Below are 14,255 nucleotides of genomic sequence, written 5' to 3' on the forward strand. Positions count from 1 at the left end.
CGGATGAGCACGATGGGGCGTGTCCTCCGGCTTCGACGAGTTGACTGACCAGGCGCACCACCTCGTGTCCACTGGCGACGTGGCCGGTGCGCAACGGCTGCTCTCCGACGCGCTCACCGACGCCGACCCCCGCCCGGCCAACGCCACACCCGAGCTGGCCGAGGCGGCCAGCCTCCAGGCGCGGGTGCTCGTCGCCCTCGGCGAGCCGCACTCCGCGCGCGGCTGGGCAGCCTTCGCGTACGCGGCCACCACCCGGTTGCACGGCCGCTCCGACCCCCGCACCGTCGCCGCCGCAGCCACCCTGGCCGCCGTGCTGCACCGGGTGGGCAGCCACTCCCGGGCCGCCCGGCTGTACCAGGAAGTCATCATCGAGCTGACCGCGCAGGACGGGCCCGAGTCGCTGCGGGTGCTTGCCGCACACGCCGACCTGGCCACCGTCGAGTACGCCCGGGGCCAGTGCACGGTGGCCCGCGACCGCCTCCAGGACGCCTGGGAGCTACACCGTGAGGTGTACGGCGACGGTCACCCCAGCGGGATCAAGATGCTGGCCCGGCTCGGCGCCATGCAGCGCGACTGTGGGCAGTTCGCCGAGGCGCACGACAACCTGGCGCTGGCCCGCGAGCTGTGCCGGCAGCACCTGGCCGCCGACGACCCGCTGGCGCTGCAGGTGGCGGCTCTCGCCCGGGCAGCGGCCAACCCCGACCATGTCTGCGCCGACGACGCGCCCGCCGACCGGGACGCCCCGGTGGTGCCGGCCGCGCGTACCGCGCCGCACAACGACCGGCCGGTCGAGTCCGCCTACCACCCACCCGCGCCCCCGCCGCGCCAGGTGGACCCGGGGGTGACCGGTCCGGCCGACCGCGACGACGAGGGCAGGGCCGGGCACGGTGTCGGCTCGGTGCCGAACCCCCGGGTGCCGGCCGACGAGCCGGACGGGTCGCCGGGCTTCCGCTGGCCGCCGGACCCGACGGACGAGCCCGCCCCGCACTCCATCGTCCCGCCGGTGCCCCCATCGGTGGCCGGGTTCACCGCCGGCACCGAGGAGACGTCCGGCGTCTACCGGCTGCACCGCCCCGGCGCGTCGACCCAGCCGGACCAGCCGGCGCAGCCGTACGCGCCGCTGGAGCCGTACACGCCGTCCCGGCTGCTGCCGGTGCCCGTGCACCGGGCAAAGGCGTCGCCGCGCAACCCCCTGGTGCCGGTGCTGGTGGCCGGCGTCGTCGTGGTGCTGCTGGGCACGGCGGCGGTGATCGCCGGGGTGGCGCGGGTCGGCGACGGGGACGACCCGAAAGCCGGGCCGGACAACGGCTCCCCCAGCGCCGGCCCGACCGGCACGGGTGCGCCGGCCGCCACCGGCACGGCAACGCCGGCCGCCGCACCCGGCACCCCGCCCGGCGCGGTGAGCCTGCGCGACAACCGGGACAACATCGCTCTGCGCTGGACGTACCCGGCCGGCGGCGAGGGGCCGGTGGTCGTGTCGGCCGGCCGGGCCGGGCAGGAGAAGACGGCGATCGCCACGCTGCCCGCCGGCACCGACAGCTACATCGTCTACGCGCTGAACCGCGCCAACGACTACTGCTTCACCGTGGCCGTCGTCTGGTCCACCGACACCGTCGCGAGCGCCAACCAGGTCTGCACCCGCCGCCGCTGACATCCCGACCGGCTGACCACCGTCGTCATGGTGTGTCGACCGCCGCTTGCTGCCCGTCGCCGGTCGGCGTCCTCGGGAGCAGCAGACGCACCCGCAGCCCCTGCGTGCCGTCGGCGTCGGTCAGGGTGATGGTGCCGCCCGCGCGGCGGACCAGCTCCCACACGATGGCGAGGCCCAGGCCGGCGCCGCCGTCGTCACGGCCCCGACCGTCGTCCAACCTGGTGAAACGGTCGAAGACCCGTCGCCGGTCGGCCGCCGGGATCCCCGGGCCGTCGTCGGTCACCGTCACCAGGTGGTACGCGGCATCGTCGTGCGGCTCGACGGTGAGGACCACGCTGCCTCGCGCGTGCCGGACCGCGTTGTCGACGAGGTTCGACAGCACCCGCCGCAGCTCGGCCGCGTTTCCGGCCGTCCACAGCGGGCCCGGCGGCGGCACGAGGAGCACCGGCGGCGACGGGTACCGGGCGGCGACCTCGGTCACCAGCGCGCCCAGGTCGACCGGGCCGGTCCCCCGGGCCGGTGGCATCTCGTCCAGGCGGGCCAGCAGCAGCAGGTCGTCGACCAGCCGACTCAGCCGCTCCGTGTCGGCGAGCAGGTTGACGGTCACCGCCGTCCAGTCCGTGCGGTCGGCGAGCCGCTGGGCCACCTCCAGCTCGGTGCGAATGTTGGTGAGCGGGCTGCGCAGCTCGTGGGCCGCGTCGGAGACGAAGGCGCGCTGCCGGGTCCGGGCCGACTCCAACCGGTCCAGCATCCCGTTGAGGGTGACCGCCAGCCGGTGGATCTCGTCGGCGGAGGCGGGCACCGGCAGGCGGCCGCCGCCCGCGCGGCCGGTGATCTCCTCGGCGCCCCGGCGCAGCGCCTCCACCGGACGCAACGTCGCACCGATCACCCGCCACGCCACCCCGGCCAGGATCGCCACCAGCAGCGGGAACGCCACCAGCAGGATGGCGCGTACCACGTGCGTGCTGTGCCGGACGTCTGCCATCGACCGGGCGACCAGGACGGTGAGCGGATCCGCTGCCGTGCCGGCGGGTACGGCGACCACCCGAACCGGGCCGGCGAGCCCCGCTCGCTCCGCCGGCACCACCAGACGCTGACGGCGACCGGTGTCCAACCGCTCGGGGCGGACCATCGGGACCAGCCGGTCCGCGTCGATCGAGGCGGCCCGGATCCGACCCTGCGCGTCGATCACCTGGACCCGGACCTGGCCGCCGGCCACCGGCAGCGGGTCGGGCAGCGCGTCCTCGGCGGCGAGCAGGGCGACCGCGTCGGCGGTCCGGAACGCCTCGGTGTCCACGGTGCGCTGGAGCACGAAACCGAGCGCGCCCAGCAGCACCGCCCCGCCGAGGGCCAGCCCGAGGGTGAGACCGACCACGCCGAGCGCCGTGAGCCGCCCGCGCAGGCCCAACCCGCGCAGACCCCACCCGGGCAACCGGCGGACCCAACGATCGTCCACCGGGTCGGCCGGTGTCACGTCGCCAGCCGGTAGCCGGCGCCCCGGACGGTCTCCAGCCGGTCCCGGCCGAGCTTGCGGCGCAGATAGCCGACGTACACCTCGACCGCGTTGGGCGCCGTCTCCAGGCTGGCGTCCCACACGTGGTCCAGCAGCTCGATCTTGGAAATCACCTGGCCGGGGCGACGCATCAGATAATCGAGCAACGCGAACTCCCGCGCGGTCAACGTCACCTCGGCGTCGGCACGGGTCACCCGTCGGCGGGCCGGATCCAGCCGCAGGTCACCGACCGTCAGCACGGTGGGGCGTTCCGGCGCTCCCCGACGCAGCAGGGCCCGCAGGCGGGCCAGCAGCACCACGTACGAGAAGGGCTTGGTCAGGTAGTCGTCGGCCCCGCAGTCCAGGCCGTCGGCCTGGTCGTACTCGCCGTCCTTGGCCGAGAGCATCAGGACCGGCAGCCAGTGCTGCTCGGCGCGCAGCCGGCGGACCAGCTCGTAGCCGGACAGCCCGGGCAGCATCACGTCAAGGATCATCGCGTCGTACCCGCCGTGCCGGGCCGCGTCCAGGCCGGCGGGGCCGGTCGCCGCCACGTCGACCGCGAACCCCTCCGCCTGCAGGCCGCGTTGCAGGGCAGCCGCCAGCCGGGCCTCGTCCTCCACCACCAACAACCGCACGGTCCAAGGGTGCCACCCGGGTCACAGTCGGAGGTTCGGCGTCCTCAGCGCCTTCACAGCGCCGACCGGGCAGGATGTCTGGCAGGAGGTGCACCATGTCGATCCTGAGAAGCCGCCCCGTCCTGCGCTGGTTGGTCCCGGCGGCCGCTGGCGTCGCCGTCATCGGCGGAGGGGCCGCGATCGGCACGTTCGCCGCCGAGGCGGAGCCGAGCCTGCCGCCGCGTACCGCCGCCCAACTCCTGGTGGATCTTCAGACCTCCCGGCTGGAGGGGTTGTCCGGGACGGTCGTCCAGCGTGCCGACCTCGGTCTGCCGCCGCTGGTCGGGCTGATTCCCGGCAACGACCTGACCACCCTGCTGACCGGCACGCACACCCTGCGGGTGTGGTATTCCGGGCCGGAGCGGCAGCGCGTCGCGCTGATGGACACCCTCGGCGAGCAGGACGTGATCCGCAACGGCCGGGACGTGTGGACCTGGGAGAGCCGGGGCAACACCGCACGCCATCGCACGCTGGGCGACGGGGGCACGACCGGAAAGCCGGGTCCCGCGGCGACGCCGAGTCTCCCCGCCACCCCGCAGGAGGCCGCCGACCTGGCGTTGGGCGCGATCGATCCGAGCACCGAGGTCAGCGTCGGCCGCTCGGCCACCGTCGCCGGTCGGGACGCCTACGAGTTGGTGCTCCAGCCGCGCGACCGCGACTCGCTGGTGCACCAGCTGCGGATCGCCATCGACGCCACGCAGCACGTGCCGCTGCGCTTCGAGGTGCTCGCCAAGGGCAGCGACCAGCCGGCGTTCGAGATGGCCTTCACCCAGGTCGACTACCGGCGTCCCGACGCCGACCAGTTCGCCTTCAACCCGCCACCCGGGGTAGCCGTCACCGAGGAGACCGCCGAGCGGCCGTCCGCGGGCCGGCCCGCGCAGGCCGCACCGGGCGGAGACCCGCAGGTGCGTGCCGTGGGCGACGGCTGGGCCACCGTCCTGGTCGCGCGCCTGGACGGGACCCCGGGCAAGCCGGCCGGCGGCAAGCCGGCCGGCGCGGCGCCGGACGCGGACGTGTCGAAGCTGCTCGGCGGGCTGCCCGCGGTCAGTGGGGACTGGGGCAGCGGCCGACTGCTCACCGGCAAGCTGTTCAGCGTGCTGCTCACCGACGACGGTCGGGTGCTCGCCGGAGCGGTCACCCCCGAGCGGCTCTACCAGGTGGCCCGCGGCTGATTTCCCGAAGCGCTCACGCCGGGTCGACCAGATGGTCGGCCCGGCGTCCGTGGTTGTGTGACTCGAATCAGCCCGGTCGGCTTGGTGACAGCGGGCGGACCGCGCTATCTTCAACAATTCGAGGGCACGAAAAAGAACGGCATAAAAGCCGTTCCTGCAAAGGATTCTAATCTTAAGGGAGACGGCTTGTCAAGGCACTCCGGCGGTACCGGTGAATTGCCGCTCGACGACGAGATCGGCCGCGAGCAGGAGTACGTCTCGATGCTCTACGACCGGCTGGACGGGTTGCGTGAGCAGGCCACCCACCGGCTCACCGCCGAGCTGCGCAACACCGGCGGCACCCTCCAGGACCGCTCCCAGCGCGACAGCTCCGTGGCGATGTACGCCGACCAGGTCGAGCAGTTCTCCGCCGTGGAGAATGGTCTCTGCTTCGGGCGGCTCGACGGCGACGACGACTCCCGCCGCTACATCGGCCGAATCGGGATCTTCGACACCAGTGGCGACTACGACCCGCTGCTGATGGACTGGCGGGCCCCCGCCGCGCGTCCGTTCTACCTCGCCACCGCCGCCAACCCGCAGGGCGTACGCCGGCGGCGGCACCTGCGCACCCGCCAGCGCAAGGTGACCGGGCTCAACGACGAGGTGCTCGACATCGACAGCGCCTCGCCGGGCGGGCACGAGGAGCTGACCGGCGAGGCGTCGCTGCTCGCCGCCCTCAACGCCGGCCGGACCGGCCGGATGCGCGACATCGTGGAGACCATCCAGGCCGAGCAGGACGGGATCATCCGCGCCGATCTGCCCGGCGTCATGGTGGTCCAGGGCGGCCCCGGCACCGGCAAGACGGCGGTCGCGCTGCACCGGGCGGCGTACCTGCTCTACACACACCGGCGGGAGCTGTCCAGCCGGGGTGTGCTGCTGGTCGGCCCGAACGCGACGTTCCTGCGCTACATCTCCCAGGTGTTGCCCACTCTGGCCGAGACGGGCGTGCTGCTGCGTACCCAGGGTGATCTGTTTCCCGGGGTGAGCGCCCAGCGCGTCGAGCCGGCCGAGACCGCGGCGCTCAAGGGCCGGGCGGTGCTCGCCGAGGTGCTGGCGCTGGCCGTCCGGGACCGGCAGTGGGTGCCGGACGAGCCGCTGGAGATCGAGGTGGAGCGGGAGGTGCTGACCCTCGACCCGGAGACGGTGCGCGCCGCCCGGGACCGGGTGCGCCGCACCGACCGGCCGCACAACCTGGCACGGGCGCTGTTCGACGTGGAGATCGTGCACGCGCTCGCCGACCAGGTGGCGGAGCGGATCGGCGCCGACCCGCTGGGCGGGGACAACCTGCTCGACGAGGCCGACCGCGCCGAGATCCGTCGCGAGCTGCGCGAGGAGACGGAGATTCAGGCCGCCCTCGACCGGCTGTGGCCGGTGCTCACCCCGCAGCGCCTGCTCGCCGACCTGTACGCGGACCCGGACCGGATCGCCGCCGCCGCGCCGATGCTCACCGAGGACGAGCGGGCCCGGCTGCATCGCGAGCCGGGCGGGTGGACGCCCGCCGACGTGCCGCTGCTGGACGAGGCCGCCGAGCTGCTCGGTGAGGACGAGCGGGCCGCCGCCGCCCGCCGGGACCGCATCCGGATGATGGAACGGGAGTACGCCGAGGGCGTCCTGGAGATCGCCCGGGGTTCCCGCTCGATCGACGTCGAGGACGAGGCCGAGGGCGGTGAGATCCTCGGCGTGACCGACCTCATCGACGCCGACCGGCTGCTGGAGCGGCAGGAGGAGGCCGACCGGCTGACCACCGCGCAGCGCGCCGCCGCCGACCGGACCTGGGCGTTCGGGCACGTGATCGTGGACGAGGCGCAGGAGTTGTCGCCAATGGCGTGGCGGCTGCTGATGCGCCGCTGCCCGAGCCGGTCGATGACGATCGTCGGGGACGTGGCACAGACCGGCGCGCTCGCCGGGACGCCGTCCTGGGCCGATGCCCTCGCCCCCTACGTGGCGCAGCGCTGGCGGTTGACCGAGCTGACGGTCAGCTACCGCACGCCGGCCGAGATCATGGCGGTCGCCGCCGACGTACTGGCCGAGATCGACCCGGCGCTGCGACCGCCGCGCTCGGTGCGCGAGAGCGGCGTACCACCGTGGGACCGGGCGGTGCCCGACGAGCAACTGCCCGCGGAGCTGGTGTCGGCGGCGACGCGCGAGGCCGCCGGGCTGACCGAGGGCCGGCTCGGCGTCATCGTGCCGGCCAGCCGGGTGGACGCGCTCGGCGCGGCGTTGACCGCCGCGCTGCCGGAGGCCACGGTGGGCGAGCACCCGGAGTTGGAGAGCCGGGTGGTCGTGCTGACGGTCGCGCAGGCCAAGGGCCTGGAGTTCGACTCGGTGCTGGTGGTCGACCCGGACCGGATGGTGGCGGAGTCGCCGCGCGGGCGCAGCGACCTGTACGTCGCGCTCACCCGGGCCACCCAGCGCCTGGGCGTCCTGCGCCCCTGCCGCTGACCGACCGCCGCGCCCCCGCTGACCGGCCGGTCGGCGGGGGCGGGCTCACCGTCGGTCAGTCGGTCGAGCGGTCCCGGATGGACTTGCCCGGCCCGGTGGCGGACGTGGACTGGTCGCTGGTGCTGCCCCCCATCGGGGTGCTCAACCCGCCGGTGGTGGCGTCCCCGGTCGTCGTCGGGGCCACCTTGCCGGGGTGCCGCTCCGGCTGGCGGGCGACCCGCCGCACGCTCGCCGGGCCGGCGGTGCCACCGGTGGTGGTCACCGCGCCCTGCCCGCCGACCGGGCCACCGTCGCGCAGCACCTGCGGGTCGACCCGCTCGTGCGCCGGGTCGAGCGGGTCGTCTCGCTGGATCTGGCTCTCGATGTCGGTAGGAGGCAGTGTCACCTCGTCGAGGGCGCCCTCGCCGTACACGCCGCCGGCGATCCGGTTCTCGGCCCGCCGGGCGGCCTCCTGCCGCATGTCGTCCTCACGCACGGTCATCACCTCGCAGAAGCTGTGGAACTGACGGCGTGCCCGGTCACCGGTCGGCCAAACCCGCAGCACTCGCCCGTCGACCCGGAAACGGACATTCGCCCCGAGCGGTGATGATGCGGGCGCGACGGGGTGACACGCAAGTGGCCCGGCCGCCGTCGATTCTTTTCCGGCCGGTGGAGAGTGTTACCTGGTCGGGGGCCTCGGGTAGTCGGGGGGTGTCCCCGCCGTGAAAGCGAAACCGTGCCGTGGCCGAAACGCGGTAGCGGGGCGGGGGAATGCAGGTACGACTCATCGCATCCTGAGGAGGACCAGATGAGCACGCAGGCTGCTTCCACCCGGCCGATGAACCGGCCCGTGAACGACCCGCAGAATCCCGCCATGATGCGGGACACGCAGCAGATGCCGGCAATGCGCGACGGGCACCGAGACCCGATGCCGTCGCCGGGTACGGAGACCAAGCAGGCGTTCCTGACGACGGAATTCTGGATCTACGCCGCTGCTGTCGCGCTCGTGGTGATCGCCGCGTTCTGGCGAGGCGCCGCCACCAACGGGTTGAACATCAACAACCCGAACCAGGCGTGGTGGTATCTGACCGTCCTGACCGGTGGTTACCTGGTCAGCCGTGGTCTGTCGAAGGCTGGCTCTGCCAGCCGGTCCGCCAAGGAGCGGAGCATGCGCTGACGCCCCTGCGTGAACGGTGGCCTCCGGGAGAGTTCTCCCGGAGGCCACCGTCGTCTGTGGAGGCGTTACTCGTCGCCGCCGAAGTCGCCGAAGTCGCCCTCGAAGGCGTCCTCGATCATCTCGCCGGCGATCATGCCGCCGGCGACGCCGAGCGCCGCGCCGGCCACCATGCCGCCCACGCCGCCCATACCGCCGTGCCCGCGGCCATAACCGTGGCCGTGGCCGTACTGGGAGCGCAGGCTGCCGTAGCGGGACATCGTCTCGCGCAGCCAACCGTCGACGACCTGCGCCCAGTCGACGCGGTCGACGTCGGCGTGCGACACCTGGTAGCGGCCGAACGCGTCGTGCCCGGCGCTGAGGAAGCCGCCCCGCTTGTCACACTCCAGGATCACCTCGACACCACGCTGACTCGTCACGAAGGTCAGCTCGACCTCGTTGATGGTGCCCGCGTACTGCGGGGAGGCGAAGAACTCGATCTCCTGGTAGAACGGCAGCGTCTGCTGCACGCCGCGGATGTGACCGCGCTCCAGGTCGGCGTGCTTGAACCGGAAACCGAGCCGCTGGAACGCCTCCAGGATCCGCTCGTGCACCGGCAACGGGTGCACCGCCACGTGGTCCAGGTCGGTTTTGTCGACCGCGCGGGCCACCGACAGCTCCGTCCGCAGGCCCATCGTCATGCCGTGCAGGCGCTGGCCGTACACGTCGGTGATCGGGGTCTCCCACGGCACCGGGAGCTGGAACGGGATCGACAACTCCTGCTTGGGCGCGAGCTGGAACGCGCCACTGACGGCCATCCGGTGAAACTCCATGGTGCCCGCGTACTCCGTGTCGTGGCCCTCGACCTCGACCCGGGTGACCAGACCGATCACCACCTGCTCGATGGCCGCCGGGCTGTCACCGCCGACGAGGTTGACCTGCCCGTCGAGGGTCAGGCCGGGCCGGGTGTTGGGGTTGGTCAGCACGGTGTCCACACTGGGACCGCCCACACCGAACGCGCTCAACATCTTCTTGAAGACCATCGAAACTCCTGTGCGACAGCCGACCGCTCCACCATGGAGTCGGACGTTGACTCACCGCGCACCCTATCCAGCACCCCTGTGAGATGGCTGTGAGCGCGCCACACCGGCGACCTGGTGTCGATCAGCGTCGCGCGCGGATCATGCCGGGGGTCAGATCCCCGATCGCCAGGTCGGCTGCGCGCTCGGGATCGTCGCCGGCCCGGCGGAGCAGCCCGTCGACACACCAGTGACCCGAGCGGTCGGCGCCATCGGTGACATCGAGATCAAGGTCGAGGTTGCACCGCTCGCCGGCGACGGTGACCTCCCAGTCGGGCCGACGCCGGTGCACCGCGAGCAGTAGCCGCCATGCCAGGTCGTTCCGCCGGTCACGACGCAGCGGATCGCATTCGCGCAGGGCCTCGGCGACGTGGTCCGCGTCGGGATCGAAGCCGTCCAGCAGCGGCAGCAGTGACGGATCTGCCAGGTACGCGGCGGCCCGGATGGTGAACCTGTGGACCTCGTCGTGGGAGAGCATCTCGCGTACCAGTGGAAGTGCCCGTGCGTCCCGCCGCCGGGCCAGCCCTCGGGCACCTTCCGCGCGTACCTCCTGGTCGACGTCGCGGGTACGGTCCCACAGCGCCCGGCGGACGGCGTTCCCGTCGGCGGTGCTCACCCAGCCGAGCCCGAAGGTGGCCCACTCCCGCACGGCGGTATCGGAATCGGTGGACAGGTCGATCAGCACCGCCTCGCCGGCTTCGGCCGGAGGATCGTCGAGGACCGCCGGCACCGCGACAGCGACCTGGAACCGTACGTCGCTGTCGGGACTGCCCGCGAGGGTGACAAGGGTCGGCAGGGCGCGGGGATCGCAGGTCGCGCCCAGGGCGCGCGCGATCGACCAGTGCACCTCGAGATCGGCCTCGGTGCTGGCCAGCGAGATCAGGGCCGTCGCGGCGGCCGCACGCAGGTCGTCCCCGTGCACAGCGCTCGCGTAGCCGAGCAGGTCGCACGCCGCCGCGCGCACCACGCGGTCCGGATCGGCGAGCCGATCGACCGCCAGCCGGACGGCCACCGCACCCGAGTCGGCCGCCTGCCGGAGCAGCTCCGATCCGTCGTCGGATTCGCCATCCTCGACGGTACGCCGTAACCGCTGCACCGCCCGGTCGAACAGGTCCGCCACCACGCTCGACATGGTGCCCCCGGCCAGTCGCTGCCGCCACCAACTTTTGATCGACTCGACATCGCCGATATGGGGCTATCAGCCGGCCGGGACACCCCGACATCGGCGATGTCGAGTCGATCACGGCTCGGTGCGGCCGAACGTGCCGTCTTTGACCCCGTTGACGAAGGCAGTCCAGCCGCTGACGCCGTAGACGAGGGTCGCCGCCGCGCGGTCCTTGCTGTCCCGCACCGCCACCCGACCAGAACCGTCGAGAACAGGCCCCGCTTCGACACAGCTCCCGCCGTTACTGTTGCTGCGAGTGCTGATGTGCCAGGCCACGGCCGGCAGGGCTTCGTTCATGGCAGTTCCTCCGTGATCTTCGCGATCAGCTCGGCCGCCTCGCGCTGATCGAGCGCGACATCCTGCAGGCGATGGTACGCAAGCGCGTACCGTCTCGACTTCGGAGATTCCATGAACCGGCGCCCACCCAGAGTCTCCGCATAGGCCACCTCGGGATACGGCTTCGGCATCCGGAAGAGAACGAATGAGCCGTCCAGCCCGGCGTGCAGGCCGACCCGCGATGGCAACACGCGGACGTCGATGTTCTGCCGTCGCATCAGCTCGGCGAGGTGTTGTAGTTGGCCGCGCATCACGGCCGGACTCCCGACTGGTCGACGAAGAACGCTTTCGTCGATGACCGCCGCTACACGGACGGCGGGATCGCGCGTGAGCACACGCTGGCGGTCGACCCGCAGTTGCAGCCACTTGCGGACCGAGAAATCCGATGCCTGCTCTCCCTCGGCGTTACGGATCACCGCTTCCGCGTAGGCCGCCGTCTGCATCAGCCCCGGCATGAGGAAGGCATCCCACGAGCAGATGTGCTCGGCTCTGGTCTCCAACCAGGGGAATCGATGAACGAGGCGTCCACCAACTCGTCGTAGTCGTCGTCCCAGCGGTCGGTCCGCCAGGCGTCTTCGGCAAGCTGGAGGAAGCGGTTGCGCTCGCGCCCGTCATGCTCGCCGTAAAGATCGAGAAGCGATTCGACAACGCCTCGGCGGAACGGCCACTCGGCACGCTCCCAGCGGGCGATGGACGAAAAGTCCCGCTCCAGAAACTCGGCCGCCTGCTTGAGAGTGATGCCGCGCTGTTCCCGCAACTGTCGCATCTGCTGGCCGAGCCACTGGGCACGCAATGTCTGGACGAACGATTCACGCCTGGCGGGCATGGGTCCCCTCTCTGACGTCCCTCATGACGAACTTCGTTGGTGTCGTTGCACCAATGCCGGGGCCACTGGAAACGTGGCCCGCGGGTGAGGGTGATCGCCGGCCCCCGGGGAAGCCCGGTGCAAACACGGCAACCGCAGCTGTGCCAACAGCCGAGAAGGTGACGAGAGGCGGCCTCGCGAGTGGCAGTCGCATACCGGCTCTCGTCGGGTCTCAACTAGAGCGTCGGGAGGTACGAATCCCGGCTCCGAACCGACTTGCACGAATACCTACCACGAAGAAGGGCGCTCTCGCGACCCCGACCCACCATCGACCGACGACGACAGAGGTGACCGATGACCAGAGGCACGCACCACGACGGCGGACGGCTGCATCCGCGGCACGTGCGCGACCACCAGTTCGCCACCGTCGGCTTCGGCCGAAGGGGCCTCGACCCCCGGGAGGTGCGGCGGTTCCTGCACCGCGTCGCGCTCGACCTGACCGCGCTGCACCACGACCTGGCGCTGCTCAGCGAGGAGAACGCGCGGGTCAAGCGGGCGCTGCGGGCCCGGCAGGGCGCCTGGTCCGAGGGGCAGCGAAGGTGATTCCGCCGGATCGGATCTTCGTACCGCTGCCTCGCGCCGCCGTGCTGGCGTTCACCGAGCCGCCCGAACCGCCGCCCCGGCACGTGATTCACCTGCCGGTGGCGGTTGTCGACCTGGCCGGCGCACTGGAATTGGCCCGTGCTCTCGCCCGGTCGCTGACCGCGACGTCACAGATCGACGTCGGCGGCATCACCGTGTCGGCCGAGGACACGCAGCACGTACGACACTGGGTCTTCTGTGACCGGATCATGCCCGATCGCCGGCGATGTGCGCGGCCGGCCGACCACGACGGACCCTGCTCTCCTGTCGAGGATCCCTGACCCACATCTATCCTCGTGGACGATGACAATGGGGAGACGGGCACACGCCGCCGTGCTCGCTGCGGCGGTCGCGTTGCTGGCGGTGGTCGGGTGCGACACGGCAGCGGTTGACGAGACGCGTGGATGCCAGGAGCAGCGGCAGCTCGACGAGGCGAAGGTCCGGGTCAGCCGCTGGGAGCCGCCGGATGAGCTTCCGTTTATCGGCGACTATTCGGAGATTCACTGGCAAGCGCGCGCGTTGGGCAATCCGTGTTCACGGATGCCGGGCCCGACGGACTGGGAATACCAGGGCGTCATCATCCTGCGTCCCGAGGACGCACACCGGTTGGCCGAGCGGTTCGAGTTCGTTTCGTTCACATCCATCGACCCGGCCGAGCTGATCCACTCACACACGCCTACGGACGTGCGACCGGACCTCGCACCGTTCCTCCCGACCAAGCCACAGTGGCTGCACAGTCAGACCTACAACGATGCGCTACCGTCGACACGCTGGCGGGTGGTGTTCCTGGACGTGCAGCATCACACGCTCCTGTTCATGCTGAACGATCATTAGAAGAGTCCTAACCGGTCTCCACGACGACCAGTTCGCCTACCTGTTCGCCGATCGTGGTGCGGGCGTCCGCTGGCAGCCCTCGGTCGGTGATCAGCACGTCGGCCGCCTCCAGCGGGGCGATGGTGGCGATGCCGATCGTCTCCCACTTGGTGTGGTCGGCGAGCACCACGAGCCGGCGGGCGGCACCGATGAGGCAGCGGTTGACGCCGGCCTCCAGCAGGTTCGGCGTGGTGAAGCCGGTACGCGGGCTGAGCCCGTGCACACCCAGGAACAGCAGGTCGACGTTGAGCGCGCTGATCGCGGCCTCGGCCACCGGACCGGTCAGCGCGTCCGACGGGGTACGGATGCCACCGGTCAACACGACCGTCTGGTCGGCGCGCGGGTTCTGGTAGAGCGCGTCGGCAACCGGGATCGAGTTGGTCACCACGGTCAGCCCGTGCACATCGGAGAGCAGGGTGGCCAGCGCGGCAGTGGTCGTCCCGGCGGACAGCGCGATGGCCATCCCCGGCTCCACCATCGTCGCCGCCCGCTCGGCGATGGCCCGCTTCTCCGTCTGCTGGCGGATCGACTTCGCGGCGAACCCGGGCTCCTCGGCCGAGCCCGGGCCGGCGAGGGTCGCGCCGCCGTGGACCTTGTCCACCAGGCCGCGCTCGGCCAGCACCTCCAGGTCGCGCCGGATCGTCATGTCGGACACGCCGAACCGGCTGACCAGGTGGCTCACCCGCACGCCGCCACGCTGGCGGATCAGATCGAGGATGGCGGTCTGCCGCTGCTGGGCCAGCATCTCAGGGA

Annotated in this window: 14 protein-coding genes and 1 pseudogene; 7 read left to right on the forward strand and 8 right to left on the reverse strand. The window is 72.0% G+C overall.

Annotated features, from left to right (window positions below; all coding sequences use genetic code 11):
- Positions 1–19 precede the first annotated feature (19 nt).
- The gene (locus ACFYPR_RS23475) at positions 20–1,651 is read left to right on the forward strand and encodes a tetratricopeptide repeat protein (protein ID WP_387184173.1); all 1,632 of its coding nucleotides are present in this window, start codon (positions 20–22) and stop codon (positions 1,649–1,651) included.
- Positions 1,652–1,676: 25 nt separating this feature from the next.
- Here ACFYPR_RS23475 and ACFYPR_RS23480 read toward each other — a convergent pair whose 3' ends face one another.
- Both ACFYPR_RS23480 and ACFYPR_RS23485 read right to left on the reverse strand, forming a co-directional pair.
- The gene (locus tag ACFYPR_RS23480) at positions 1,677–3,068 is read right to left on the reverse strand and encodes an ATP-binding protein (protein ID WP_355064036.1); all 1,392 of its coding nucleotides are present in this window, start codon (positions 3,066–3,068) and stop codon (positions 1,677–1,679) included.
- Between the two features lie 53 nt (positions 3,069–3,121).
- The gene (locus ACFYPR_RS23485; protein ID WP_234581645.1) at positions 3,122–3,778 is read right to left on the reverse strand and encodes a response regulator transcription factor; all 657 of its coding nucleotides are present in this window, start codon (positions 3,776–3,778) and stop codon (positions 3,122–3,124) included.
- 95 nt (positions 3,779–3,873) lie between these two features.
- On the opposite strand from ACFYPR_RS23485, the gene ACFYPR_RS23490 reads away from it, so the two are divergent.
- Both ACFYPR_RS23490 and ACFYPR_RS23495 read left to right on the forward strand, forming a co-directional pair.
- Positions 3,874–4,989 (forward strand): outer membrane lipoprotein carrier protein LolA, encoded by a 1,116-nt coding sequence (locus ACFYPR_RS23490; RefSeq protein WP_387262485.1) that lies wholly within the window; start codon positions 3,874–3,876, stop codon positions 4,987–4,989.
- A 261-nt stretch (positions 4,990–5,250) separates the two neighbouring features.
- A complete protein-coding gene (locus ACFYPR_RS23495) occupies positions 5,251–7,470 on the forward strand; it encodes a HelD family protein (RefSeq protein WP_387262764.1) in 2,220 nt (739 codons plus the stop codon).
- A 55-nt stretch (positions 7,471–7,525) separates the two neighbouring features.
- Here the strand turns inward: ACFYPR_RS23495 and ACFYPR_RS23500 are convergent, their stop codons facing one another.
- Positions 7,526–7,945 carry a hypothetical protein gene (locus tag ACFYPR_RS23500; protein ID WP_355139306.1) on the reverse strand — a complete coding sequence of 140 codons (420 nt, stop codon included), beginning with the start codon at positions 7,943–7,945 and terminating at the stop codon, positions 7,526–7,528.
- Between the two features lie 399 nt (positions 7,946–8,344).
- On the opposite strand from ACFYPR_RS23500, the gene ACFYPR_RS23505 reads away from it, so the two are divergent.
- Positions 8,345–8,626, forward strand: a complete 282-nt coding sequence (locus tag ACFYPR_RS23505) for a hypothetical protein (RefSeq protein WP_387262766.1) — start codon at positions 8,345–8,347, stop codon at positions 8,624–8,626.
- A 65-nt stretch (positions 8,627–8,691) separates the two neighbouring features.
- Here ACFYPR_RS23505 and ACFYPR_RS23510 read toward each other — a convergent pair whose 3' ends face one another.
- From ACFYPR_RS23510 to ACFYPR_RS23525, 4 genes and pseudogenes are all read right to left on the reverse strand, one after another.
- On the reverse strand, positions 8,692–9,645 hold the full coding sequence (locus ACFYPR_RS23510) for a sporulation protein (protein ID WP_387262488.1): 954 nt from the start codon (positions 9,643–9,645) through the stop codon (positions 8,692–8,694).
- A 121-nt stretch (positions 9,646–9,766) separates the two neighbouring features.
- Positions 9,767–10,804, reverse strand: a complete 1,038-nt coding sequence (locus ACFYPR_RS23515) for a HEAT repeat domain-containing protein (RefSeq protein ID WP_387262491.1) — start codon at positions 10,802–10,804, stop codon at positions 9,767–9,769.
- A gap of 117 nt (positions 10,805–10,921) precedes the next feature.
- Positions 10,922–11,143 (reverse strand): DUF397 domain-containing protein, encoded by a 222-nt coding sequence (locus tag ACFYPR_RS23520; protein WP_354855404.1) that lies wholly within the window; start codon positions 11,141–11,143, stop codon positions 10,922–10,924.
- Positions 11,140–12,008, reverse strand: a pseudogene (locus ACFYPR_RS23525) (helix-turn-helix domain-containing protein). The gene ACFYPR_RS23520 and the pseudogene ACFYPR_RS23525 overlap by 4 nt, the downstream one beginning before the upstream one ends.
- Before the next feature lie 333 nt (positions 12,009–12,341).
- Here ACFYPR_RS23525 and ACFYPR_RS23530 point away from each other — a divergent pair.
- The 3 genes from ACFYPR_RS23530 (at position 12,342) to ACFYPR_RS23540 (ending at position 13,463) form a co-directional block, all read left to right on the forward strand.
- The gene (locus tag ACFYPR_RS23530; RefSeq protein WP_354855406.1) at positions 12,342–12,590 is read left to right on the forward strand and encodes a DivIVA domain-containing protein; all 249 of its coding nucleotides are present in this window, start codon (positions 12,342–12,344) and stop codon (positions 12,588–12,590) included.
- An 83-nt stretch (positions 12,591–12,673) separates the two neighbouring features.
- On the forward strand, positions 12,674–12,910 hold the full coding sequence (locus ACFYPR_RS23535; RefSeq protein ID WP_387262767.1) for a hypothetical protein: 237 nt from the start codon (positions 12,674–12,676) through the stop codon (positions 12,908–12,910).
- Between the two features lie 22 nt (positions 12,911–12,932).
- On the forward strand, positions 12,933–13,463 hold the full coding sequence (locus ACFYPR_RS23540; RefSeq protein ID WP_355139294.1) for a hypothetical protein: 531 nt from the start codon (positions 12,933–12,935) through the stop codon (positions 13,461–13,463).
- A 7-nt stretch (positions 13,464–13,470) separates the two neighbouring features.
- On the opposite strand, the gene ACFYPR_RS23545 is transcribed toward ACFYPR_RS23540, so the two are convergent.
- Entirely contained in the window at positions 13,471–14,247 is a 777-nt protein-coding gene (locus ACFYPR_RS23545) for a DeoR/GlpR family DNA-binding transcription regulator (protein WP_354855408.1), read from the reverse strand.
- Positions 14,248–14,255 lie beyond the last annotated feature (8 nt).

The sequence above is a fragment of the Micromonospora sp. NPDC005254 genome (genome assembly GCF_042872525.1).
GTDB lineage: Bacteria > Actinomycetota > Actinomycetes > Mycobacteriales > Micromonosporaceae > Micromonospora.